The sequence below is a fragment of the Cryobacterium sp. LW097 genome, assembly GCF_002205495.2.
Lineage (GTDB): Bacteria > Actinomycetota > Actinomycetes > Actinomycetales > Microbacteriaceae > Cryobacterium > Cryobacterium zongtaii.
Window position 1 is genome coordinate 215,952 of record NZ_CP021992.1, and the last position, 23,624, is coordinate 239,575.

Annotated in this window: 24 protein-coding genes; 9 read left to right on the forward strand and 15 right to left on the reverse strand. The window is 63.3% G+C overall.

Features of this window, described 5'->3' with window-relative positions; all coding sequences use genetic code 11:
- Window positions 1-208: 208 nt before the first annotated feature.
- The 7 genes from B7495_RS01025 to upp all read right to left on the reverse strand — a co-directional run bounded on the left by B7495_RS01025 (window position 209) and on the right by upp (window position 11,832).
- Window positions 209-2,662 carry a S8 family serine peptidase gene (locus B7495_RS01025; RefSeq protein WP_088454950.1) on the reverse strand — a complete coding sequence of 818 codons (2,454 nt, stop codon included), beginning with the start codon at window positions 2,660-2,662 and terminating at the stop codon, window positions 209-211.
- A gap of 21 nt (window positions 2,663-2,683) precedes the next feature.
- Window positions 2,684-3,859, reverse strand: coding sequence for an ATP-binding protein (locus B7495_RS01030; protein WP_168195271.1), 1,176 nt, complete (start codon window positions 3,857-3,859; stop codon window positions 2,684-2,686).
- Window positions 3,860-5,669: 1,810 nt separating this feature from the next.
- The gene (locus B7495_RS01035) at window positions 5,670-6,668 is read right to left on the reverse strand and encodes an ATP-binding protein (protein ID WP_240632464.1); all 999 of its coding nucleotides are present in this window, start codon (window positions 6,666-6,668) and stop codon (window positions 5,670-5,672) included.
- A 5-nt stretch (window positions 6,669-6,673) separates the two neighbouring features.
- The gene (locus B7495_RS01040) at window positions 6,674-8,659 is read right to left on the reverse strand and encodes a DDE-type integrase/transposase/recombinase (protein ID WP_088454953.1); all 1,986 of its coding nucleotides are present in this window, start codon (window positions 8,657-8,659) and stop codon (window positions 6,674-6,676) included.
- Between the two features lie 8 nt (window positions 8,660-8,667).
- Complete coding sequence (locus B7495_RS01045; protein ID WP_088454954.1) at window positions 8,668-9,438, reverse strand: TnsA-like heteromeric transposase endonuclease subunit; 771 nt, start codon at window positions 9,436-9,438, stop codon at window positions 8,668-8,670.
- Window positions 9,439-9,911: 473 nt separating this feature from the next.
- Complete coding sequence (locus B7495_RS01050) at window positions 9,912-10,622, reverse strand: winged helix-turn-helix domain-containing protein (RefSeq protein ID WP_088454955.1); 711 nt, start codon at window positions 10,620-10,622, stop codon at window positions 9,912-9,914.
- Between the two features lie 577 nt (window positions 10,623-11,199).
- The gene (upp, locus tag B7495_RS01055) at window positions 11,200-11,832 is read right to left on the reverse strand and encodes a uracil phosphoribosyltransferase (protein WP_088454956.1); all 633 of its coding nucleotides are present in this window, start codon (window positions 11,830-11,832) and stop codon (window positions 11,200-11,202) included.
- 96 nt (window positions 11,833-11,928) lie between these two features.
- Between upp and B7495_RS01060 the strand changes: the two genes are divergently transcribed.
- The gene (locus B7495_RS01060; RefSeq protein WP_088457805.1) at window positions 11,929-12,390 is read left to right on the forward strand and encodes a nucleoside deaminase; all 462 of its coding nucleotides are present in this window, start codon (window positions 11,929-11,931) and stop codon (window positions 12,388-12,390) included.
- Here the strand turns inward: B7495_RS01060 and B7495_RS01065 are convergent.
- Together B7495_RS01065 and B7495_RS01070 are read right to left on the reverse strand one after the other, a co-directional pair.
- Window positions 12,332-13,069 (reverse strand): glutamine amidotransferase, encoded by a 738-nt coding sequence (locus B7495_RS01065; protein ID WP_088454957.1) that lies wholly within the window; start codon window positions 13,067-13,069, stop codon window positions 12,332-12,334. The genes B7495_RS01060 and B7495_RS01065 overlap by 59 nt on opposite strands.
- Window positions 13,066-14,028, reverse strand: a complete 963-nt coding sequence (locus tag B7495_RS01070) for a cation diffusion facilitator family transporter (RefSeq protein WP_088454958.1) — start codon at window positions 14,026-14,028, stop codon at window positions 13,066-13,068. Before B7495_RS01070 ends, B7495_RS01065 begins: the two co-directional genes overlap by 4 nt.
- Before the next feature lie 81 nt (window positions 14,029-14,109).
- Here B7495_RS01070 and proC point away from each other — a divergent pair, with 81 nt between their 5' ends.
- Window positions 14,110-14,958, forward strand: a complete 849-nt coding sequence (gene proC, locus B7495_RS01075; RefSeq protein WP_088454959.1) for a pyrroline-5-carboxylate reductase — start codon at window positions 14,110-14,112, stop codon at window positions 14,956-14,958.
- Window positions 14,959-14,995: 37 nt separating this feature from the next.
- Here proC and B7495_RS01080 read toward each other — a convergent pair whose 3' ends face one another.
- From B7495_RS01080 to B7495_RS01090, 3 genes are read right to left on the reverse strand one after another with little or no spacing between them, the layout of a single operon-like run.
- On the reverse strand, window positions 14,996-15,397 hold the full coding sequence (locus tag B7495_RS01080; protein ID WP_088454960.1) for a cupin domain-containing protein: 402 nt from the start codon (window positions 15,395-15,397) through the stop codon (window positions 14,996-14,998).
- 33 nt (window positions 15,398-15,430) lie between these two features.
- Window positions 15,431-16,102, reverse strand: coding sequence for a TrkA family potassium uptake protein (locus B7495_RS01085; RefSeq protein WP_088454961.1), 672 nt, complete (start codon window positions 16,100-16,102; stop codon window positions 15,431-15,433).
- Window positions 16,095-17,537, reverse strand: coding sequence for a TrkH family potassium uptake protein (locus B7495_RS01090; RefSeq protein ID WP_088454962.1), 1,443 nt, complete (start codon window positions 17,535-17,537; stop codon window positions 16,095-16,097). The genes B7495_RS01085 and B7495_RS01090 overlap by 8 nt, the downstream gene beginning before the upstream one ends.
- Before the next feature lie 76 nt (window positions 17,538-17,613).
- Here B7495_RS01090 and B7495_RS01095 point away from each other — a divergent pair, with 76 nt between their 5' ends.
- The 3 genes from B7495_RS01095 to B7495_RS01105 all read left to right on the forward strand — a co-directional run bounded on the left by B7495_RS01095 (window position 17,614) and on the right by B7495_RS01105 (window position 18,528).
- Window positions 17,614-18,072, forward strand: coding sequence for a helix-turn-helix transcriptional regulator (locus B7495_RS01095; protein WP_088454963.1), 459 nt, complete (start codon window positions 17,614-17,616; stop codon window positions 18,070-18,072).
- A 63-nt stretch (window positions 18,073-18,135) separates the two neighbouring features.
- A complete protein-coding gene (locus tag B7495_RS01100; protein ID WP_088454964.1) occupies window positions 18,136-18,369 on the forward strand; it encodes a helix-turn-helix domain-containing protein in 234 nt (77 codons plus the stop codon).
- A 60-nt stretch (window positions 18,370-18,429) separates the two neighbouring features.
- Window positions 18,430-18,528, forward strand: coding sequence for a 30S ribosomal protein bS22 (locus tag B7495_RS01105; RefSeq protein ID WP_003792170.1), 99 nt, complete (start codon window positions 18,430-18,432; stop codon window positions 18,526-18,528).
- 43 nt (window positions 18,529-18,571) lie between these two features.
- Here B7495_RS01105 and B7495_RS01110 read toward each other — a convergent pair whose 3' ends face one another.
- On the reverse strand, window positions 18,572-19,291 hold the full coding sequence (locus tag B7495_RS01110) for an HAD family phosphatase (RefSeq protein WP_088454965.1): 720 nt from the start codon (window positions 19,289-19,291) through the stop codon (window positions 18,572-18,574).
- 52 nt (window positions 19,292-19,343) lie between these two features.
- On the opposite strand from B7495_RS01110, the gene B7495_RS01115 reads away from it, so the two are divergent.
- Both B7495_RS01115 and B7495_RS01120 read left to right on the forward strand, forming a co-directional pair.
- A complete protein-coding gene (locus tag B7495_RS01115) occupies window positions 19,344-19,613 on the forward strand; it encodes a glutaredoxin family protein (protein WP_088454966.1) in 270 nt (89 codons plus the stop codon).
- Entirely contained in the window at window positions 19,610-19,909 is a 300-nt protein-coding gene (locus B7495_RS01120; protein ID WP_088454967.1) for a Dabb family protein, read from the forward strand. The genes B7495_RS01115 and B7495_RS01120 overlap by 4 nt, the downstream gene beginning before the upstream one ends.
- A 246-nt stretch (window positions 19,910-20,155) precedes the next feature.
- Here the strand turns inward: B7495_RS01120 and B7495_RS01125 are convergent, their stop codons facing one another.
- Both B7495_RS01125 and aspS read right to left on the reverse strand, forming a co-directional pair.
- Window positions 20,156-20,842 (reverse strand): hypothetical protein, encoded by a 687-nt coding sequence (locus tag B7495_RS01125; protein WP_088454968.1) that lies wholly within the window; start codon window positions 20,840-20,842, stop codon window positions 20,156-20,158.
- A 139-nt stretch (window positions 20,843-20,981) separates the two neighbouring features.
- Window positions 20,982-22,295, reverse strand: coding sequence for an aspartate--tRNA(Asn) ligase (gene aspS / locus B7495_RS01130; RefSeq protein ID WP_088457806.1), 1,314 nt, complete (start codon window positions 22,293-22,295; stop codon window positions 20,982-20,984).
- A gap of 79 nt (window positions 22,296-22,374) precedes the next feature.
- Here aspS and B7495_RS01135 point away from each other — a divergent pair, with 79 nt between their 5' ends.
- Both B7495_RS01135 and B7495_RS01140 read left to right on the forward strand, forming a co-directional pair.
- Entirely contained in the window at window positions 22,375-23,019 is a 645-nt protein-coding gene (locus B7495_RS01135; protein WP_088454969.1) for a histidine phosphatase family protein, read from the forward strand.
- Window positions 23,016-23,624 carry a TlpA disulfide reductase family protein gene (locus tag B7495_RS01140; RefSeq protein WP_088454970.1) on the forward strand — a complete coding sequence of 203 codons (609 nt, stop codon included), beginning with the start codon at window positions 23,016-23,018 and terminating at the stop codon, window positions 23,622-23,624. The genes B7495_RS01135 and B7495_RS01140 overlap by 4 nt, the downstream gene beginning before the upstream one ends.

The window sequence follows — 23,624 nt, forward strand, 5'->3', positions numbered from 1 at the left end:
CGTCCGACTCTGTTTGACCATGCCGTGGACCGCGGCCAGCGTCCGTCGGTCGCCCGCCACGATTTCCTGGATGTCGCTGCGCGTCCACTCGGGCGTAGGTTGGTCGATGTTCCCGTGCCGATTTTGTTTTGGACACATTTCGCTGACCAGCGTATGAGTGTGAGAAGTGCGGCACGGGTGCAATTTGATTTTCCTGAACATCGAGTCTCTAGACGGAAGCGCTGACATTCACACGGGTCCGGAGGTCGCTGAGCCGAACGCCGATGGAGCTTAGTGACGCTCGCATCTCGTCAAAGACTGGTGCTTCACCGGTGGGGTCTTCGATTGTCATGATGACGGCGAATTCGACGCCAGCTTCCGGAGGTCGTTCTCCCGCTCGGCTGAGGTAGTCAACTTCGAGGGTCCAGTCGGTCGAACGTCCTACGCCTCTCGGCATCGCTGCCTCGTACGACTTGATTGGATACCATTTCCCCAGCTCCGTTGCGAGGGTGCGCTCGTTGGCATAGGTGAAGCCGGAGAAAAACTGGTGGGTTGGCTGCGTCTTGCGAGAGAAACGTCCGTTTTCATCTGCTTGTTTAACAGCGGCATCCAGATTGATGCGGACCATTTCGTCACCATGAACGTAGTTCAGCGTAGGGCGGGCAACGATCGTCAAACGAAGAAGTCCGCGGCAGCTGCCCTCGGCGTCGGAGAGCGATCGCGGCCAAGTGAACGGGAACTCGATTCCGCGCCCCGGTAGCACTCGGTCATTCAATAGAACCGTCATTCGGTGTGCATCACCGTCGAGAGTTTCCTCGACCGTTTGCGGGACTCCGTGCCCGACGAAGGACTGTCCGATGTTCTTGAGTGGTCTGCTGTTGAGCAATGCTGGTGAGGCAGCGTGGTGGATGGCCAGTGCGATGAGCGCTTCACGCGACAGGGAGCCGGCGGTGGTTCGATTGAGGCTTGCCAGGTAGCGGGCCACGATTGGAGCTGCGTAGCTGGTACCTCTGACATCATGCACGTTTCCAAACGCGTTCATAGCGCGGAGACCGGTGTCCGCACGCGAAGAGTCGGGTGCGGCCCCACCGTAAGCGGCAAGGTCGGGCTTTAGCGCTGAAGGGATCCGCCCTCCGCGCCGTGTGTACCGTGTTGGAGCTCCTTCAATCTCGAAGGCAAGGCCCGGCGGGTTAATGGCACCGACCCCAAGATTCGCGAGACTCTCACTTGGCGAGCCGACGCCGTCGGGGGCGCCGCCTTGGGCCAGCATCGCGATGGCGTCTACCGGGTTCGCGGGCCACTCCAGCCGCTGGTCGAGCACCGAGAGATTGCCGACGGACACGACAAAGATAATGTCCAGCTCTAGGGCAATCTCATCAAGGCGACGCGCAGCGATGCTGTAGGAATTTGCGCCAGGCGGCCGCCGGAGGATAGATGAAAGGTTGAATATCCGGACTCCGAAAGCGTCTCGAGCGCGCTGACAGTCTTCTCGCAATTCATCGAAGAAGTCCTCTAGCGACGGGTAGTAGTCGCCGGTGTGATTTGCTGCGGGGAATAGACCGAGGTCATATATTTGACAGTCTTCTGCGGCGGGGAGTATGCCGCTGTTGAAGGAGCTACCCATGGCGATGATGGATGCGATTTCGGTGGCATGGTTGGTACCAGCGAGACTGCGATGTCCTTGTGCCAGTAGATCCACGGCTTCGACGACTTGCGAGGTCATAGGCCCCGAGACGCCGCCGTCGATGACTCCGACTATTCCACGCAGGCTCTCACGTTCTTGGTATGCAACCGATGGACTTGAACCCTCCGGAGTGACGCCGAGCGGGGCCTCGAGATCGACAATCTTCTCTTGCAGGCGTACGCGTTGCACGACTGCCAAACGCTCTACCTCACCAATGGGTAAGCGAACATCTGGCACATCTGACAGGGCGCTAGCTAGGTTGCTTCGTTGTTCCTGAACGGATCGCCGGAGGTCAGCATGAATAGCGGAAGTAGTCGCCGATCGAACGGTAGTCAACTCTGTGGGGAGATTGGCTCGCTCAATCGTTTCGTGACTCGACACGACTTTTTGGAGGGCGCCGAATTGAACAAGGGCTTCTCGACGCATTGGTTCCTCGTCTGGAACACTGAATGTGTCGATCTCGAGCTTCGTGTCGGATTGTGCCCCGACCCAGGATTCTGCTTCATCTAAGGTGAATCCGCGCTCTGTGTCCGCACGCCACTCTCGGACTGCGTCAATAGCACTTGTCTCGGATCGTTGCAGAGTTGGTGAGTACCGTTCCACTCCTGTTGCGTCAGTCTTTACGGCAACGGTTTGTTCGGCTGAACGGATGAGATCGATGATGGCGCGAAGTTTGCTGGACGACGTCGCGAACACCAATTCGCCATATCGAATAGTTCCAACATGGCTGGCTCGCCTTGACGCAAACAGCTTTGCGAAAGGACGATGTGACTTTGCAAGAGCATCGGGACGCATTCGAACCAGGATGTTGATCAGGTCGCTATTCGGCTGACGTTCAGCAATGGCCTCCAGCCCTGTCGCAATCGTGTCCCTGTGCTCGATAAAGGCATCATCTGAGTCTTCGAAAAAATCTTTTCCGGCGCCCCCACCTTGCGGTATCACCTTCTTGTCACGAAACCGCTCTGTATCGAGAACGACCTGAAGTGGACCACCAGCCATATTCTGTTCCCCCAGTTGTTGCTACGTTGTCGTACTTTGGAGCCAGCGAGCCACTGTTCGGCGGTCGCGGTCGAAGATTATTCCCAATTCGTTTTGGCCCAGGTGGACAGGCCCTTCGTTGAGTCTTGAGGCGAGTACGGCGTCGGGAAGCTGTAGCTGTTCTTGTAGGGGATCGTCAAGTCGAAGTCCGGTCGCAATCAGCGCCCGGCGCAACGCCTCCATCTGGCTCACCTCGGATCGATCAGTGAGCACCCATGTCTTGATGCTGGACAGGCTTAGCGTCTTCACATCGGCGCCAGAACGCCCATCGGTCGCCCAACCAATCGCCTTTGCAAGAGGACGAGCGTCGGGAAGGTGCGCTAGCTGACTCTCGGCAATGAGCGTGCGGTCTGCCAGGGACGGAAGGCCAAGAAAGATCTGGTGCTCGAAGCGACGCCAGATCGCTGAGTCGAGCAGTTGTTCGTGATTAGTGATTGCGATGGTTAAGCCGACAGGAGTCCGTTTGTCGAGATTTTGGAGAAGTGCGTTGACAACGCGTTTGATCTCACCGACTTCGTTGGAATCGTCACGAATCTTCGCGACAGCATCAAACTCGTCCAAAATCAGGACGGTGTCGTAGGTATTACAGAAGTCGAAAAGCGCTCCTAAGTTGCGGGCCGTAGTTCCTAGCAACGATGAGATAAGCCCATCGAGTCGAGCAATTACAGCTGGACGCCCTAGCTGACTGGCGATCATCATCGCTAGTGACGTCTTTCCGGTTCCGGGCGGTCCGTAAAGGAGAAGTGAGCGGCTGATGGGAAGGCCTGCGGCATAGAGCCGTTCCTGATGGCGCCATTCATTAAGCAGCGATTGGTAGGCGGTAGCTGCCGTGTCGCTTAGGACAGGGCCACGCATCTGCTTCGCCGGGAATACCACTTCGCATAGGGGTGCCCCGGTGTCACGATCAACGGGCAGAGGCGTCCGCGTTCCCAACTTTTGAATCGACGCTTCACTAACCGAGGCACGTACGAAATCGAGCGGCTCAACCGCTTGCCTCTTCTCGCTCCTAGACAAAAGGTTCTGCAGAGACTTCGCTTCTCGACTATGACCGGACTGAGTCAATCGTTCAGCGAGTCGCGAGACCTGCTTGGCAACAGCCTCAGAGCTTCCTGTTAAGGCCGTACGTGCGAGCGCCTGAACGACATCGAAGTTCTCCATAAGGACACAATAACCCGTAAGTGCGACATGAAGATGCGCACAATGTGACAATGAGGCTGCGCCCATGTCATGTTGGCGCAAAAGACGGTGAACGATCGCCCCGCCGCAGGGAGCCTTTTGCAGGGCCGTGTGTATCGATCGTCCTATCAAGCAGATTCTCCAGACGGGATCGCCCTGCTCCCGATCCAAGTTCAATGGTGATCGTGAAACGCTCAAGCGCAGCAGGACCGCGCGCAGGGCGAAAAGGCCCGATGAAACCAATTCCGCAATTTTGGTTCTTGTATTATTCGCGGCCACGAACCCGCCCGGATTTCATGGAGCCACACTGAGGAGCCGACGTGCCGATTCGGGCACGACAAGGCAAGGACTATTCCTATTGCTGCAGTGTGTCGGCCAATCAAACAACTCAGGAATGCCTGATACACCGTTACACCTTTGTGTCTGTCAGTGTCAGAAGTGCACCATCGTGGAGGCAACTCCAGTTTTTCTGGCAGTAGAGTCTCGATGCCCGGTGTGCAAATGAAACTGCCGGTAAGCCCGTGGTGTTATCCCGGCACTTGCTGCTCAAAATGCCGCTGAGGAACGCCGTTCCGCCTGATCGGCCTCTTAAGAGCCAACACTCCTGCATCAGATCTGGCAGTACTTACCCGCTCAAGGGCGTCGGGATAGCGCTGATCCTGACTCGAGTTCGTCGCTGTTAACGGCACCGAACACCCTCTACCGGCTTTGCTGTTTACGATGGTGGGCAGTCTGGGTCCGAGTAATGGTCCGGTTGCGGGTGTCGTGGAGGCCCTATTTGTGCCGTTGCAGCTCCAGGAGCCTCTGGGCGGAGGGTGCTGGCCGGCCCTGCTTGGGGTTGTTGATTCTCGGCATGGATCTAGCGTCTAAATGCCTGAGCAAACATGCTCGCTGAGTGTATGCAGCAGTGACGAATGCACGTTCCATAGTGCAGGCCCGGTTTCTACGCCGGGTGCCGACCATTGCATAGGCGGCGGCGACAGCGTCGGTGTGATGCTTCACTGTTTGCCAGAGCACGTTGGAGTTCGAGCGTTCGGGGTGCCCGATGACGGAGGTGACGGTCGTGGACAAAAGGGTTGCGTGTTGGCTTGGCGACCAACGAGGGTCCAACAGGAGTTCCACGAATTCGGGGTCGGTCAAAGCCACGGCCAATCTAACGGTGACCGGGAATAGGCGAAGGAATGAGTCCTCATCTCCTGGAAACGGTGTCGACTCATTCAAGTCCCAAGCATGAGACAACTGATTTGCGAGAGCTAACTCTCCTGTTTCGAGGGAGATCCCGCGGTCGGTCAATGATGCTCGGAATATCTTTTCGGCAGCTAGGTGTTTCGGCAACTCGCCCATGTCGATGTTCGAGCTGTTGTAGTGCCAGCGTTTGTGGCGGAGACAGATCGGTCCAGTCTTGGTGGTTACTAGTGTCGCGTTCCCGTGGGCGCAGTGGGTGCAGCCGGAGGTCGGCGCGGGAAGGTAGGAGCAGCTTGGGCAGACGGCGATACTCCAGTGGGTGTGCTGGCACCGGACGGGGAGAAGGTGATGTCGTCTGTTGCCACTGAACCAAGCGGGTGGAAGACCGCCCAGCGCTTCGAGTTCTGCTGTCGCTAGTTCCGCGGATCGTTTGATGGGCAGCCCGCCGTGCAGATGCCGCAGGTAGCCCCAAAGGCTCTCTATTGGTAATGCGTTGGCGGCGGCGAGGCGTTGAAAGTAGCTCTCAGATGTCTCTCCATTGACGGGACGAACGGAGACGGGGAGCGCGCGAATCATCGAGCCATTGTTCCCGCGCCATGAAGCAGGTTCACGACGCTGCCGCCAAGATCGTCGCTCGTTTTGTGCGCGGTGCAGCGCCGGAGGCGAAAGTGAGTCGTTCACTACGGTCGTCGATTGCGGTGAGGGCAAGGAGGTGCAGTATGTCGACGAGGCGACCGATGGATCCGCTGCTATCGGCGAAGAGTCTTGCCGAGTAGGTAAGGATGTCGCCTTCGGGCTGTCTCATTAGGCATAGTGATTCTTCGAGGTCGAGGAGGACTGCCTCCCACTCGGTACGGTGAGCGGTTGCGCGGTCGCTGAAGGGGCTGACGTGGTGCAGCTCGAAGCGGCTGGATATTTGTTGGCCGCGTACGCCATCGAGGAGGCCGCTGGATTCGACGTTGACGCCAGCGTAGATGAAGGTCGCCGCGCACTTTTCGGACAACTGTTTCAGTGCGTCGCTCGCGTCGGCGCTCATTCGGTAGTTCACGTTCAAGTTGTGAATCTCGTCGACGATGACAAGTTCGGTGCGAACGCGTGCCATGACTTGGGAGACGGTGTTCAAGAGAGTGGAGTGGGAGATCCGTCCGTTGGTGGGGAGGGCGAAGAATTCGGCGAACTCGGCGATCATCGCTTTCGGGCCGCAGGCGGGCGGCACGGTGATGTAGACGACGGGGATGCATCCGGGCTGGCCGGCGGGATGGTCTTGATGTTGGCGACGGAGGGTGTGCAGTTTGCCGATCTGAGTGACCGTCGTGGTCTTGCCGAGAGCTGGCTCTCCGGAGACGATGAGGCCGAGCTTGCCGGTGCGCTTGTGCTCGTTCATCCGCAATCGGCTGCTGGCGGAGCGGAGGATCTTGTCGAATGCGGGTGTTCGGACGATGCCGGCGGCGATGAAGTGCCGTCGGGCGTCGTCGTAGCGTTCGCGTTCGCCCGCCGTTTGAGCGTCCCGTTCGGCGCAACTGATCTTTGGGGGCCGAGGTGGGTCGTCGGCGACAAAGCGGCTCCACCCTTCCTTCGTCGAAATGGGCAGGAAATGCTCTGTCATGTCGGTCACGGGATCCGTTCCACTTCTTCTCTGATGTTCAGCAAACCGAAGCGTAGGCGCGGCTTCGCGGGGCTGCTTTCTTCCGCGAGGTTAGGTTCGGTCGGTGCTTCGACCGGTGGCGCGACCCCGTTCAGTTCGGAGAGACGCATGGTGTCGAGGTTGACCGTGCGACTTCGCGCAGCGGCGAGACTCTCGCGCGAGCGTCCCTGGCCTGCGCGGGCGATGATGTCGCTTGAGCGGGTCGCGATGTCCGCTTCTAGCGCTTGCCGGTGCTCGAAGAATCCGGAGCGCCGGGTGACCGCCCAGACGTCGGCCGACATAGGGCCGGCGGCTGTGGCGTGCGCCCATTCCAATGGGAGCCATTCGTCGCCGAGAGGCATCCACACGGTTTGCACGTTGTAGGGGTCGACCCGGATCGGCCATTTTCCGTCGTGGCCCGGGTATGACGACTTTGTGCGCTTGAGCTCGCGCAGACCTGGGGAGTCGTAGGTGCGGTGGTCGATGGTGACGCCGTAGGCCTGGAGAGTTCGCCACCGCACGGGCAGGAGGCTTATGTAGGTGTTCGCATCGAACGGGACCTCGAGTTCGGGGATGAGTTCGCGGTAGGCACGGCACATCTCGTTCGGCGATAGAGCCACCGATGGATGCAGTGGATCACGGAGACCGTCGTGTGGGCGGTTCTGCCAGACGACGGCGATCCATTCATCGAGGAGCTCCTGCAATTCGACGAGCGAGTGCAGCGTTTCAGGTTCGGAGTCGAGGCCTCGGTATTCAACGCCGCGGCCGGTGTAGTTCTTGAGGTACTGGGTGAAGCCGGTGTTGATCGACTGGAATGCCCGCTCGACCTTGCCTTTGTCCGTAGGGGTGTAAGGGGCGGAGACGTTGAGGGAAATACCGAGCTGCTCGCAGGCTGTGCGGAAGTGCTCGGAGATGTAGATGAGACCACGGTCCGTGGTGATTGTTTCGGGGAAGATATACGGCTGTTGACGCCGGTAGGAGTCGTAGTCGCTTGCTCCCAGCAACTGCTGCAACTCGAACGCTCCGTCAACAAGCGCGCGCGTTTCGGCCCGGCCACCTGGACGTGAGTCGTAGGGAATGAGAGCACGGGCGAGCACGACGACGAGGTCGACGCTCTTCGTGGTTCCTGGACGCAGGACGGCACTGACGATACTGCGAGTGGCAACGTCGAGCATGATCGTCAGGTCCGGTCGGTCAATGAGACCTCCGTCGAGACGCACAAGAACGTCGAGCGGAGTCGAGTCGATCTGCACCTGCTCGCCGGGACGGGACACAGCCATCGCAGCGAACGGCCTGTCAGGCCTATTAGCGAGGGAGCGACGAGTTTTGGCGGATCCCGTGGTCAGTCGGCCACGATCGAGGTCGTCGATGAGCCGAAACATCGTCCGTTGCGCGGGCAAATCGACTTCTCCGACGCCGAAACGTTGCGCGAGCATCTGAGCGGTCAGCGCGATCAACCGCGTCCGGGTCCCCGTTGACGCGTTCCTTTGGGATTCCATAACCTCGGCCAATGCGGCAACCACCCGGTCATCGATTCGACGCCGATCGCCGGCCACACGTTGCTGGCGATGATCAATCAATCCCACGACACCGCTCTGTCGTAGCGCGTACCGCTTCCGGCGAAGGGTTCGATCCGTGATTGGGCGGCCGAGGGCCGCAAGTTCGGCAAGTTTGGTGACGGTTGCCTCGGAACGGTCGGCTCCTGATTCGATCCGCGACTCAAGGTCGCGCAGATGGGTGAGCCAGAAGTCGGCTTCGGCCCGAGCGGAAGCGTCCAGGTATTGCAGGATCGCGATGTCACGGTCGTTTGCATGCCGGGCGGCTTTATCAGCCTTTAGAACAGGCAGACGGACAAGCTCTGAGATCAAGATCTCCTTCGTGAGGCCAGTGTCGATCTGGCGCAACGCGGCTGAGACTGCGGAAAGCGCGGTGACCACATAGCGGACGTCCTCGACTGCGATTTCCTCGCCCACTCGTATTTTCACGGTTGAGTCCGACCCGGAACGTGAACGACCTGGTCAAGTTTCAGTGGTTTTCCCAAGTCGACGCTGACTGTTCCCGACCAGATCATCGAGTACACCCAGCCAGCCGCGGTGGACTCTTGAACGTTTCGAGACAGAGCCCGGATGAGCGCCCTCAGCGCCAGCGTTTCGCTGGCGAGCGTCATCAGTTGATCATGGACTTCGATTGGCGGTATCCATTGCCGATCTCGGTATCGTGAGAGAAACCGAAGGTTCTGATCAAGAGTCGCGTCAAGGTCAGATACGACTCGATATCGGAACCCTGACAGCTCGCATAGCCGGCGGGTGGCGTCAAAACTTCGTACGGCGACATCATCTATCCGCTTCTCGGGGCGAACGTCAACGACTTCACCGTTGCCGTTAGCGTGCCGAAGGAAGAAGTCAGGAGCGTGCGATCGCGGCTCACTGCCATAGGGCCAGATAATCCACATCGGTTGGCTGGAGATCGCGACGACGGACGAATCCCTGTCGAACTGCATCAATGCGGTTCGTTCGAAAAAGGACTCGAATCCTATGTGCGCATTGTTCGTCGACGACCAGTAGGAACCTGAATAGTTTCGTTTTCCTCGCCATGACGGAAATTGCCGCACGGGCGCACAATGCTCGAAAGCAACACGAGAAGCCTGGGTGAATTCGATCTGGTGTTGATGCCCATTCAACAGATAGGCGGAATGAGGGGCGTCGGCCGCAAGCACGTTGTTGCGACGAAGGACTGAGATTCTTTGTGCCACGTCAAACCACCTTGGTCGAAGCGATTTCCTCTTGGCGACGTAAACCTGACTCCAAAAACGCTACGCCCGCAGCCCTCATGAAGAGACGAACGACTCGCGCGTCGCGGACAAACAGGTGGCACAACGGACACGAATCTGTCACAGCGGACAAGTTAGGTGGCAAACGGACAAGTTAGGTGGCAAAGGACACACGCGAACGCACTGTGAACTCGCAGGAAAATAACGATTGGATAACTGGCGCTCCGTTACCTCTTCGTTATATATTCGTAGTGCGTCAACCGTTTGCTGTGGCGGAAGATGCGAATGTGATTGCAGGACACTCTTGGTGCAAGGGAAGAGGGTCGGTCGTTTGCCTCTACGACCGGCCCTCAATCACGTTAACGGCCGGTGAGTGCGCCCGTTGCTCGAGCGTGGAGAGACCTCGCGGGTCGACCTCGGCAAACGAGCGGGTGCGACCCAGCTGCCGGCGACGGTTAGAAGCGGTCGGGGCTGGGCGTGCTGGCCTGGCGGATCGACACGTCGGCGTGACGGTCGAAGCGGTAGCCCACGCCGCGCACAGTGCGCACGATGTCTTCGTAGCGGCCCAGCTTGGCGCGCAGACGACGCACGTGCACGTCGATGGTGCGCTCGTTGGGCGCATCCTCTTCGCTCTCGGCGTCCCACAGCTTGGCGATGAGCTCGGCGCGCTCGATGGTGCGGCCCTCGCGCAGCACCAGGTACTGCAGCAGCTCGAACTCCTTGTAGGTGAGCGCGGCGGTCTCGTTGTCGAGGATCACGCGCTTGCGGGAGATGTCAACGACCACGCCGCCGGGCGCCCGGTCGGCGTCGTCGGCCGTGGTGCGGCGCTTGGCGAGGGCGGCCGGGTCCTGCAGGGCCAGGCGCACGACGTCCACGTCCCGGCCGCCGACGCCGTCGGGAGCCAGGGCCACGGCGGCGTGAGTCTCGGACGAGGGGGCGATCGCCTGGGTCAGCTTCTTGAGTTCCTCGACGATGCGGTGCAGGCTCGTGCCCGCCGCGGCGGCCTTGGCCTCATCGATACCGACGTAGAGCACGAAGCCACGGGCCTGGCTGCCGTCGGGAACGGCGCGGATGCGCGGTGCGGCCGGTGCGGGCGCCGGGGCCAGGGTGAGCTCGGGGCGGTAGTACTGGACGGAGCGGGCTGAGTCGATGTGTGCGAGTGACATGATCGGAATCCTTGGGGGTGATGATGCGCAGGGAACCCGGCGCATCCGCGCTCATGGGTTCGAGAAAGGGCGGCCTGAGCGGCCGGTGGAGCGGGCGGCCTCGGTAGCGAGGGCCCTGGAGTCTCCCTGCCGCGGTGGCGGCGTCCTCAGCGGCTGCAGATCAGCGGGTGAGGGGCGAGTGACTCGGCGAGAGTGCCTGTCTGGTCTAGCGGCACATTCGGCAACACGCCATAACACTGCCGGGCATCATCATGCCGGCAGTCCCCAAAGCCTCGGCGGAGGTCGGGATGCGTGTGGTGGAAGTCATGAGTGTGAGTAAAGCCGACTGTGACAAGTTGTGTCAATTCAGTGACGGCGGAAAGCGCCCGGTGGCCTGCATCAGGTTCACGAGGGGCTGTGCGAGTTCGTAGGATCTCGCACGAAACGGCGATCCATCAAAGAAATCCACCGAGAAACGAACTATTTCAAAGTTTTGTGAATCTAATCGCGGTCGGCGCGCCGGGCGTCGCAGGATCTGCGTACTGCGGGCGCGCCGAATGTGACGATGCCCGCAGCCGGTTGAACAGACCGGGCCGGATCAGACCAGGCCGTAGAGCCTGTCGCCTGCGTCACCGAGGCCGGGCACGATGTAGCCGTGCTCGTCGAGGCGTTCGTCGACGGCGCCCAGAACGATGGTGACCTCACGGCCGGCCAAAGCGGCCTCGACGGCGGCGAGACCCTCGGGGGCGGCCAGGATGCAGATGGCGGTGACATCGACGGCGCCCCGGTCGAAGAGGAACTCGATAGCCGCGATCAGCGAGCCGCCGGTAGCCAGCATCGGGTCGAGCACAAAACACTGACGGTCGGACAGGTCGTCCGGCAGGCGCTCCGCATAGGTGGTCGGCTGCAGGGTCTCTTCGTTGCGTGCCATGCCCAGGAAGCCCACTTCAGCGGTGGGGAGCAGCTTGACCATGCCCTCGAGCATGCCCAGGCCCGCGCGGAGGATCGGCACCACGAGCGGCTTCGGGTCGCTGATCTTGACGCCGCGGGCGATAGCCACCGGGGTCTGCACGGTGACCTCGTCGACGCGCACGCCGCGAGTGCCCTCGTAGGCCAGCAGCGTCATCAGCTCTTCCACCAGCGCCCGGAACATCGGTGACGAGGTGCTCTGATCACGCAGCACCGTGAGCTTGTGGGTGATGAGCGGATGGTCGGCTACGTGGACTCGCATAGGCTCAATCTACTAGCTCACACGGGTATCCGGCTCCCGTGGGCTACTCGGAAATGGGGTGGGGTGGTGCGGCAGAGCGAGGAACACCTGGCCTGGATGCGGCTGGCCCTGCACGAAGCGCACGGCGCCCTGGCCAGCGGCGACGTTCCGGTCGGCGCTGTCGTGCTGGACGCCGCCGGCCGGGTGATCGGTCGGGGACGCAATGAACGGGAACTCCACCAGGACCCGACCCTGCACGCCGAGGTTGTCGCCATCCGTGAGGCAGCAGCCGCCACCGGGGACTGGCACCTGACCGGTTGCACCCTCGTGGTGACTCTGGAGCCCTGTGTGATGTGCGCCGGCGCGATCGTGGCGGCCCGCATCCCCCTCGTGGTCTTCGGGGCCTGGGACGACAAGGCCGGCGCCGCCGGCTCGCTCTACGACGTGCTGCGGGACCGACGGCTCAACCACCGGGTCGAGGTGGTGTCCGGGGTGGCCGAGGGCGAGTGCGGCCTTCTGCTCACCGAGTTCTTTGAGGACCCGCTGCGTCGCCCGGCAGGGCCGACAGCCACTCGCTGAACATCGCGCTGGACGCCTGCTGCATGGCAGCGGAGTGCTGGGCGCGTTCCTGCCGCAGGGCGTCGGGCTCCAGACCCTCGGCGCGGACCTCGGCCTCGGAGGAGCTCAGCCAGGTCTCGTGCATCTCCGCGGTCACCTCGGGGTGGAACTGCACGGCCAGGGCCCAGTCGTCGATGGCGAAAGCCTCGTTGCCGTAGGCGGCCGACCCGGCCAGGCGGATGGTTCCCGCCGGCAGGTCGAAGGTGTCACTGTGCCACTGCATCATCGGGATGCCGCTGACGTGGCGGAGCGGGGAGGCCTGGCCGGCCTCGGTGGGCTCCACCAGGCGGAAACCGATCTCGTTGCTCTGGCCTCGGTAGACCGGGGAGCCGAGGGCGCTGGCCATCAGCTGGGCGCCCAGGCAGACGCCGAAGACCGGGCGGCGGGCGGCGAGCCGGCGGGTGAGCAAGTCGATCTCGTCGGTGAGCACCGGATAACTCTCGGTCTCGTATGCGCCCATCTCACCGCCGAGCACCACCAGGAGGTCGGCCGCGGCCGGGTCGATGCCGCGCACGCCGTCGGTGCCAAGGGTGTCGATGTAGTGCACGGTGTAGTCGTGGTCGAGAAGCACCTGCTCCAGGTTGCCCAGGTGGATATCGTCGGCGTGCCGCAGGACGACGGCGATACGGCTCGCGCTCATTCGCGTCCCTTGATGAAGATCGTGTCGGTGGGCGGGTTGACCGTGGCCGGGTCGATGTAGAGGTCGGGCTCGAGGTATACCACCCTGGCGCTGGGCACGGCCTCGCGGATGCGGGCCTCGATGGTGTCGATCCCGGCGGCCACGTCGGAGAACCGCTGAGCGGAGTCGAAGGAGAGCTTGGCGGCCACGAGGAGTTCGTCCGGGCCCAGGTAGAGGGTCTTGAGGTGGATGAGGTTCTTGGTCTCCGGGCCGGCCAGGATGGCGGCCTTGATGGCGTCGACATCCTTGTCGCTGGCGCCCTCGCCCACCAGCAGGCTCTTGGTCTCGATGCCCAGGACGATGGCCACCAGCACGAGCAGCACGCCGATCGCGAGGGTGCCGACGGCGTCCCAGGTGGCGTCGCCGGTGAGCACGGTCAGGCCTACGCCGCCCAGGGCCAGCGTCAGGCCGGTCAACGCCGCAACGTCTTCGAGCAGCACCACGGGAAGCTCGGGGGCCTTGGCGTGCCGAATGAACTGCACCCAGGTCTCGCCCGTGCGGGTGTGGTTGGACTCCTTCACGGCGGTGCGCAGCGAGAACGACTCCAGGCCGATCGCAACCAGGAGCACCAGGATCGGCAACCAGGCGTTCTCGAGTTCGTGCGGGTTTTGGAGTTTCTCGATGCCCTCGTAGATCGAGAACACACCGCCGACGGAGAACAGGATGATCGACACCACGAACGCGTACACGTAGCGTTCACGCCCGTAGCCGAACGGATGCTCGGTGTCGGCGGCCTTCTTCGACTTGCGTCCGCCGATCAGCAGCAAGACCTGGTTGCCAGAGTCTGCGAGCGAGTGCACGCCCTCGGCCAGCATCGAGGAGGACCCCGAGACGAACCAGGCGATGAACTTGGTGATCGCGATACCGAGATTGGCGAGCAGCGCCGCCACAATCGCCTTGTTTCCGCCTGATGCGCTCATGCGACCAATCCTAGAACCGTCCATCTTCTCGATCGGCCAGATGCCCCGGGTAGGCCTGGCGCGAAAAACTACACTGGGGGGATGACTTCGACCGCACCCGTCACCCTGCCCGCCATCGCCTTCCTGGGCGCCGGATCGATGGCCAGGGCCGTCCTGGCCGGACTGCTCAAGCCCACCGTGACGGTGGACGGCGGCATCCGCACCACCAACCGGTCAGCCGCCAAGGCCGCCGAACTCGCCGGCACCGCCGGGGTGACCGCATGGGCGACCGAGACCGAACCGAACGCCAACCGACTCGCGGTGAAGGGGGCCGGCATCGTCATCGTGGCCGTCAAGCCCGCGATGGTGCCCGACCTGCTCGCCGAGATCGCCGACAGCCTCGAGCCCGGCACCCTCGTCGTGAGTGTGGCCGCCGGAGTCACCATCGCCACCTTCGAAACGCACCTGCCCGACGGAGTTGCCGTGATCCGGTCGATGCCGAACACTCCAGCCGTGGTGGGCATGGCCGTCACCGGGCTGAGCGCCGGCACCCGCTCGACGGCGGTGCAGATGGAGCTGGCGACCGCCCTGTTCGAGACGGTGGGTGAGGTGCTGGTGGTGCCAGAGGACAAGATCGACGCTCTGAGCACCATTTCAGGATCCGGCCCGGCCTACGTCTTCTACCTCATCGAACAGCTCACCCAGACGGCCATCGACAAGGGCTTCACCCCCGCCCAGGCGGCGACCATGGTCAACGGCACCTTCCTCGGCGCGAGCGCACTCCTGGCCGTGTCCGACCTGACCCCCACCGAGCTGCGCCGCCAGGTGACCAGCCCCAAGGGCACCACGGAGCGGGCCGTGCAGCAACTCGAAACCGGCGACGTCAAGGGCCTGTTCGACCGGGCGACGGATGCCGCGCTCGCGCGGGCCCGGGAACTCGCCGCCTCCTAACCCCCGCTCGCCTCGCCCGCCCATCTCGGCGGTCGATTCAGGTATTGGCGTCAGTCCGGTACAGGTTGCCTAATTGCCGTTCGACCGGCACGGTGCCCTCTACGATCACATCCCCGGTGTGAGCGGTGGTTACCGTCTCGATGAGGACGATGTGCACTTCCTCGTCTGCGACAGGGTTGTGCTGCACGCCGCGGGGGACGATGTAAAACTGTCCCGGCGTGAGCACAACCTCCTGGTCGTCCGGCAGTTGGATTCGAAGCCGACCCGAGACGACGATGAACATTTCGTCCTCGGCGTCGTGCGCGTGCCAAACCAGCTCGCCGAGAAGCTTCGCAACCTTGACATACTGATCGTTCACCCGCCCGACGACCCGTGGCGTCCAGTGCGCTTCAACCTGCCGGAGTTCTGCCTCGAGGTCGATGCCGGAGAGGAGTGTCATGGAACCATTCTGCGTCGACCAGCGTGTGTTCGGTTAGGAGCCGAGGGCCGCGAAACGTTCGATGTCGCCCTCGGTGCCGGCGACGATGATGAGGTCATGGTCGGAGACCACCGTCTCGGCGGTGGCATAGGTGAACGGGCGCCCAGGGCTCTTCACGCCCACGACGGTCACGTGATGCTTGGTGCGCACCCCGGACTCGGTGAGGTTCAGGCCGCGGATCGGCTTGGGCGGGTACATCTTCACCAGGGCGAAGTCGTCGTCGAATTCGATGAAGTCCAGCATCCGCCCCGATACCAGGTGGGCGACGCGTTCGCCGGAATCGGCCTCGGGGTAGATCACGTGATTGGCGCCGATGCGTTCGAGGATCTTGCCGTGCGACTGCGAAATGGCTTTGGCCCAGATCTGCGGGATCTTGAGGTCGACCAGGTTCGCGACGATCAGCACACTGGCCTCAATCGAGGAGCCAACGGCGCAGACCGCAACGGAGAAGTCCTGGGCGCCGATCTGGCGTAACGCGTCGATGGACTTGGCGTCGGCCTGCACGGCGTGAGTGACTCGTTCCGACCACTTCTGCACGAGCGCCTCGCTGCTATCCACGGCGAGCACTTCGCGGCCCAACCGATCGAGCTTGCCCGCGGTCGCCGCGCCGAAACGGCCCAGCCCGATGATGAGCACGGGAGCGTTCTGCTTGATCCGGTCAACCAACTATCGGCCTTTCCTCGGGGCGTTTGAACAACTGTCTGCTCTGGCTCGCTGCCAGCGCCGCCGCGAGAGTCACTGTACCAACCCGGCCCATGAACATCGTTGCCGCCAGCACATAGACCCCCTCAGGGGGGAGCTCGGCCGTGAGACCCGTCGACAGCCCGACGGTGGCGAACGCCGAGATGACATCGAACAGCACCACATCCAGTGCCTCCTTGGAGATGTGCAGGATCAGGATGCTCGACACGGCCACGGTGGTCGCTCCCCAGAGCACCACACTCACCGCCAGGCGCAGGATGTCGCTGGGGATGCGGCGACCGAAGGCCTCCATCTGCTCCTTGCCCTGGGCCTCGGCGAACGCGGCCAGGAACAGCACCGCAAGGGTGGTGACCTTGATGCCGCCGGCGGTGGAGGCCGAGCCGCCACCGATGAACATCAGCATGTCGCTGAGCAGCAGGCTGGAGCCGTGCAGGTCGGCGATGTCGATGGTGGCGAATCCGCCGGACCTGGTCATCACCGACATAAACAGGGACTGGAAGATCGTGTCGCCGGCGTTCAGGGACCCGAAGGTCTTCGGGTTGTCGAACTCCAGGATGATATAGAAAATCATGCCCGACACCATCAGCAGCGTGGTCGTCCAGAGCGTGAGCTTTACGTGCACAGACCAGCGGCGGGGTGTGCGCCAACTGCGGGCGAAGGTCATCAGCACCGGGAAGCCCAGGCTGCCCAGGAACACGCCGACCATCAGCGCGCCGAGGAACCAGTAATCGTTGGCGAACTGACCGATGCCGCCGGCGTTCGGGCTGAACCCGGTGTTGGTGAACGCCATCGCCGCGTAGTAGATGCTCTGCCAGAGCGCCTCACCGGTGGGCACGCCGTCAATCAGCATCCGGGGGAACAGCAGCAGGGCGACCGCCGCCTCGATGACCAGGGTGCTGATGGCCACGGTCAGCAGCAGGCTGCCGACCTCGCCGAGGCGCACGGCCTGGCCCTCGTTGACCGGGCCCATATGGATGCGCGACGGGTTCGAGTCGCTGGCCGCCATGAGCTTGGCGCGCAGGCCCAGCCGGCGGGAGATGACCAGGCCCATCAGGGAGGCCAGGGTCAGCACGCCGACGCCGCCGATGTTGACACCGATGACCACCAGGGCATTGCCGAACGGCGACCAGTGCGTTGCCATGTCCACGGTGCTGAGTCCGGTGACGCAGATCACCGACACCGCGGTGAACACGGCGTCATGCAGCGGGGTATCGGTATCGCCGGCCGAGGCGATCGGCAGGGAGAACAGCAGGGTGAAGAGCAGGATCAGCGAGGTGAAGACGAGAAGCGCGAACCTGGACGGGGACCTGCGCACCAGGCCGTCGACCGAGTCCCGGAGGTGCCCGTACCAGGTGTTGGAATGCTGCGTGAAACGTGCGGTGGGGGCCTGCGTTTTCATTCGAATCGCCTTGCCTGACCTGGGGTCGCTGACAACTTGTCATAGCACCCGCACCCGGAATGACTAGCCTTGGGGCATGGCAGACATCTTTGGCGTAGTGGCGGACTCGACCCGACGCGATATCTTACGCATTCTCCTCGAGCGCTACAACCAGTCCAGTGCCGCCCAGGGGGAGCTGAGTGTCTCCGACATCGTCAGTTCGCTCGGGTTGAGCCAGCCGACGGTGTCCAAGCACCTCAAGGTGCTGCGTGAGGCCGGGCTGGTCGGTGTGCGCGAAGAGGGCCAGCACCGCTACTACCACCTCGACTATGCCCCGCTCGAGGTGATCGAGGATTGGCTGATCCCGTTCCTCAGTATCGACGTGGACACCGTGCTCGCGGGGGTCGTCGATGACACCGAGGTCCTCAAGGATGAGCAGCGCGCCTTCGCTGCGGCGATCGGTAAGGCTTTCGCTGATACCTCCTTCCAGATGCAACACGTGGTCAAGGACTCCGGGGTGAAGAAGAGCGTCAAGAAGTGGCGCAAAAGCGACTAGCGGGCGGCCGGGCTTCGCTTTACAGTGACGGGCACACGCACTCGTCGATAGCAGGGAGCCGCCATGTCACGTGCGCTTCCCGACTCGCGACTCGACGATCTGCGCTTCCTCACCGTCGCCGAGGTCGCCGAGGTCATGAGGGTGTCCAGGATGACCGTGTACCGCATGGTGCATGCCGGTGAGCTGCCCGCCGTGCGCTTCGGACGCTCCTTCCGGGTACCGGAATCGGCGGTCCTGAGGGCAATCGAACCCACTCTCGGAGGAAGTGAGTCGGACGGGACTTTCTTTATCCGTTAGAATGGGGTTTTCGTGTCGGTCGCGAATCCCGCGGCTAAACCAAATCTTTGTGAGGTCCGTGTGGGTTCTGTAATCAAGAAGCGACGCAAGCGTATGGCGAAGAAGAAGCACCGCAAGCTGCTTCGTAAGACTCGCCACCAGCGTCGTAATAAGAAGTAGACGGTCTCGACCGTTTTACCTGAAAAAGCGCTAGGTCACTGACCTAGCGCTTTTTGCTTGCGTGTGCGGCTTTGATCTGCGCGATCTTCATGTGCATGATCGGCCAGCCGCGTGCCAGTGCGTAACGCCGCAGCGTGGTGTCCGGATTCACGGCGACGGGGTTGCCGACGAGTTCGAGCAACGGAATGTCGTTGTGCGAATCGGAGTACGCCCAGCAGAGTGCCAGGTCGATGCCGCGATCCTCGGCGAGCCCGCGAGCGACGACGGCCTTGCGGCTGCCGTGGCAGATGCCGTCGACGAGCTGACCCGTGAAGATGCCATCGACGGTGGCGAGCTTGGTGCCGAGCGCGCCGGTGAGGTCCAGGCGTTCCGCGATCACATCAGCGACCTCCTGGGCCGTCGCGGTGACCAGCCACACCTCGCGCCCTGCCTTGAGGTGGGCGTGCGCCACGGCGACGGTTTCCGGCCAGAGCCGATGGATGAGCCGACTGTCGAAGATGTCGTGGCTGAGGCCGACGAGTTCGTCCCTGGTGTGCCCGGTGATGATGTCCAAGGCCCGCATCCGGAGCCGGGCGATATCGACCCCGTCTTCGCCGACCGCCAGGAACCGGGTCTGATTCCAGCCGAACGCGAGAATGTCGGCGAGCGAGATGAACCGCATCCGCCAGGCACCGACGCCCAAGTGATAGAGGCTCGCACCGCGCAGAAGCGTGTTGTCCACGTCGAAGAACGCGATAGCGCGGGGACCGGATTCGTCGGACATTGCGCTTGAGTCTACTCACGGTGACCGCACAGCAGCGGCCTAGGCTGGGGGTATGTCCACCGCGCACCTCACCCTGATCGGCAAGCCGGGATGCCACCTCTGCGACGACGCTCTGGGCGTGGTCACCACGGTGCTCGCGGAGCTGGCTGCCGAACCCGGATCCCCGACCGTGCTGCTCGAGGAGAAGTCGATTCTCGATGACCCTGAGCTGCACGAACTGTATGTCGAAGACATCCCGGTGCTGCTCATCAACGGGCTGGTGCACAACTACTGGCGCATCGACCCGGCGCGCCTGCGCACCGCACTCCTGGAGGTCCGATGACCATTCTGCATATCGTGTCCTGGAAGCTGGCGGCCACTGATCCTGCCGAAAAGGCCGAAAACGCCGCCCAGATGGCGGCTCGGCTCGGCGCTCTCGTGGGTGTGGTCGACGAGATCCGCTCGTTTCGCATCGGACCGGACGTGGTCGGCGGCGCCAACTGGGACGTGGCCCTCGTCGCGAAGTTCGACGACGAGGCGGCGCTAGGTCGTTACCAGGCGCATCCGGCCCACGTGGCGGCGGGCGCCTACGTGCGCTCGGTCACCGCCGAACGGATGGCCGTGGACCTGGTCGTCTGACTGACGCTCGGTCCCGCCCCGAGGCCGCGAGAGCGGGGTCGTGGTTGCTTCGGGGCGCCGCGGTGACCGTTGGGCCGCTTTCGCGGGAGGTGCCTTTCGCGAGAGCGGTGGTGTGGTTGCTTCAGGGGTGTTGTGGTGACCGGTTGGCCGCTTTCGCGGTCTGAGTGGGCACGGGGTGCGGGGTGCTTGTGGCGCGAAAAATCGGCCGAGCTGGTGCTCGGCCGTTTTTCGTGTGGTGCGGGGGTGTTACTTGGTGTTGACGGTGATGGTGGCGATGCCGACGAGGAGCTGGTCGGCGACGGCGTCGGTGTTGAAGGTGGTGTTCAGCAGGGCGGCGGCGTCGGCGCTGATGTGCACGGTGGTGCCGGTGAGGATGGCGTTGTCGCCGTCCATCTTGAGGGGTTCGAGGGTTCCGCCGTAGAGGTCGAAGAGCTTGACCTGGGTGGCGGCGGATTCGCCGTTGGCGGTGACGTCACCGAAGAGTTCGGAGGTGCCGGGGTCGATGGTGAAGTTGGTCAGTTCGACGACGGTCTCGCCGGCGGTGAGGGAGAAGCCGCTTCCCTCGTGTTCGATGTTGCCCTGGACGTAGGGGCGGTAGTCCTCGGCCGGGTCGTAGTAGTCCACGTTGCCGCCGGTGATGGGGAAGTGCAGGCTGCCTTCTTCGAGGGTGGCGGTGCCGACGGTGCCGGGGGTCAGGCCCAGGCTGGTGAGGGCGGCGGCGAAGTCGGCGTCCAGGAGCACGGAGGTGTCGACACCGGTGAGGGTGGGGATGGAGGCGACCGGGGTGGGGGTGGCTTCCGCGGAGCTGCTGGAGGACGAGGAGCTGGACGACGACGTCGACGCGGTGCCCTCGTCGGTGGTGCAGGCGGCGAGGCCGGCGACGAGCAGGCCTGCGGTGGTGAGGCCGAGTGCGGTCTTGGTGAAGCTGCGCATGATGAAGTCCTTTGCTGTGGAGTGTGGGGGCTTGCTTGGTATGCAGGTGGTTCGGCCCCACCCCGGAAAAGGTTTGGTCTTAACGAAAAATCGCGCCTGTCCGTGAGACAGGCGCGACTTTCGCGAGCGGGAGTAGCGGTTACGGCTCCAGGCGGGTCGGCCCGCGGAACAGGTAGGTGACCTCGCGGATGGATGCCTGGTGCAGCATCAGCATCAGCACGCGGGCCAGGCCCATGCCGAAGCCACCGTGGGACGGTACCCCGTAACGGAAGAAGTCCAGGTAACCCGCGATCTCGGCCGGGTCGAGACCCTTCTCCACGGCCTGCTCGACGAGGACGTCGATGCGGTGCTCACGCTGCGCGCCGGTGGAGATCTCGGTGCCGTTGAAGATCAGGTCGTAGCTGTTGGTCAGGCTCGCGTCGCCCTCGTGGCGCATGTGATAGAACGGGCGGATGCTCGACGCGTAGTCGGTGAGGAACACGAACTCGTGCCCGTAGGTCTCGGCGACGTACGCCGCGATCTGGCGCTCGCCCTCGGGGTCCATGTCGTCGTCTTCACGGGGAACCTCGTAGCCGCGGCTCTTGACGATCTCCTTGGCCTCGGCCAGCGGGATGCGCGGGAACGGCGTGCTCGGCACGGTGACCTCGACGCCGAACAGCGCGAGCACCTCCTCGCCGTGCTTGGCCTTCACCGCGGTGAACGCGGCCACGAGCAGGTCCTCGTGCAGCTGCATGACGTCTTCGTGGCTGTCGATCCAACTGATCTCCGAGTCAACGCTGGTGAACTCGGTGGCGTGCCGGCTGGTGAACGACGGGTCGGCCCGGAACGCCGGCCCCACCTCGAAGATCTTGCCGAAACCTGCGGACTGCGCCATCTGCTTGAAGAACTGCGGGCTCTGCGCCAGGTAGGCCTTGCGGTCGAAGTACTCCACCTCGAACAGCTCGGCGCGGGACTCGCTCGCGCTGGCCATCAGCTTCGGGGTGTGCAGCTCGATGAAGTCGTGCTCGATCCAGTACGTGCGCAGGGCGTGCTCGAACGTGGTCTGGATGCGGAAGATGAGGCTCGCCTTGGGCTGGCGCAGGTCGAGGAAGCGCCAGTCCATACGCTTGTCCAGGCTGGAGTCTGCCGCGATCGGGGTCTCCGGGATGGCGAGGGTGACGACCTCGAGGGACGCCAGCTTGATCTCGATGCCGCCGAGCTTGACGCGCTCGTCGTGCTTGAGCTGCCCGGTCACGGTGACGAAGCTGCCCTGGGACAGGCCGGAGATGGTGGTCGCCGGCTCGTCGTCGACGACGACACCCTCGGCATCCGTGGTGCGTGGATTGACCAGCTGCACGGCGCCGGATTCGTCGCGCAAGACGACGAATTGCACCTTCTTCTGGTCTCGGACGGTTTCAACCCATCCGGACACGGAAACGAGACCGTCGTCGAGGGCAGCAAGGTTCTTGATCAGTACGCGCGCATTCACCCCCTGAGTTTAGCCGCACAGCTCTCGGCGAATTCGCGGGTGACCTCTCCGTAGACTGGAGCGTGTGGTAGCTAGCCAGGTACATCTCGTGCGGCACGGTGAGGTTTTTAACCCCGAGCGCGTGCTTTACGGCAGACTTCCCGGCTTTCGGCTGTCCGATTTGGGGCAGCGGATGGCCGAGGCGGCTGCCGCAGACCTCGTCGAGCGTGGGCGCCCCGTGGGGCGGATCATCGCCTCGCCGCTGCAGCGCACCCAGGAGTCGGCAGCCCCGATCATGGCGGCCTTCGGCCTGCCCATCCACCTCGACGAGCGCATCATCGAGCCCGCCAACCGCTTCGAGGGCAAGCGGATGCGCGGCCCCGGCGGCGCCCTGCGCGACCCGCGCACCTGGCCCAGCCTGATCAACCCTGCCCGGCCCAGTTGGGGCGAGCCTTTCGCGTCCATCTCTGCTCGGATGCTCGCCGCCATCGACGATGCCTTCCATTCGGTCGACGACGGTGACGTCGTTCTGGTCAGCCACCAGCTGCCGATCTGGATGGTGCACCGCACCCTGGCCCACGAACGCCTCGCCCACGACCCGCGCAAACGCCGCTGTGACCTGTCCAGCATCACCACGCTGTCGTTGCACGACAATGTGCCCGCCGAGGTCGGCTATGCGAGTCCCGCCGCCGCCCTTCTGGTGCCGGCCAACGATGTAGGTGCAGTGTGAGTCGCCGGCCACGCCTGATTCCTGCCGCCCTGATCGGCCTCGTCAGCCTCGGCCTCGTGCTGACCGGGTGCACCAGCGACGACCCGCTCGCCGCGCAGTACCGTGAAGGCAGCGGCAAGGGCTACATCGCCGGCGACGGCAGCGTCACCGAAATCGCCGCCGAAGATCGCGGCGAGTCCGTCGTCTTCGACGGCACCCTCGAGGACGGCTCCACGGTCAGCTCCGACGACTACACAGGCGAGGTCCTCGTGGTCAACTTCTGGTACGCCAGCTGCGCCCCCTGCCGCGCCGAGGCCCCGGACCTCAAGAGGATCAGCGAGGAATTCGCCGGTCAGGGCGCCAGCTTCCTCGGTGTGAACGTGCGCGACCAGGCGCCCAGCGCCATCGCCTTCAACGAAAGCTACGAGATCAGCTACCCATCGGTGATGGATGTCGACGACGGCGGCCTGCAGCTCGCCTTCAGCGGCAGCATCCCCCCGAACGCCGTGCCGACCACCCTGGTGCTGGACTCCTCTGGTCGGGTCGCCGCGCGCATCCTCGGCCAGGTCAATTCGCCGTCCATCCTGGAAACCCTGATCAAGGACACGATTGCCGAGGACGGCTAG